At 46.4% G+C, this 289-nt stretch carries 1 protein-coding gene; it reads right to left on the minus strand.

Going from position 1 to position 289, the window contains the following annotated elements; all coding sequences use genetic code 11:
• The coding region (locus PVK63_RS19950; protein WP_274440987.1) for a zinc-binding dehydrogenase at positions 1 to 289 on the minus strand (289 nt) is incomplete at both ends.

Here is a 289-nt window from a genome sequence, read left to right on the forward strand (position 1 = left end):
AGCACGCATAACGTTTACGTTACCGATACACTCAAAAGAGTAATCCACGCCGCCATCAGTCATTTCAACAATCACTTCTTGAATTGGCTTGTCGAAGTTTGTTGGGTTGATGCAATCAGTCGCGCCTAATTTTTTAGCCAGTTCGTATTTGCTTTCGTTCAAGTCAACACCGATGATACGGCTTGCACCCGCCATTTTCGCGCCGATGATAGCTGAAAGACCGATACCACCAAGACCGAATACAGCAACCGTGTCGCCTTTTTCAACTTTAGCCGTGTTAAGAACCGCG

The organism is Aliivibrio sp. S2TY2 (assembly GCF_028765525.1).
GTDB classification, from domain to species: Bacteria; Pseudomonadota; Gammaproteobacteria; order Enterobacterales; family Vibrionaceae; genus Aliivibrio; species Aliivibrio finisterrensis_A.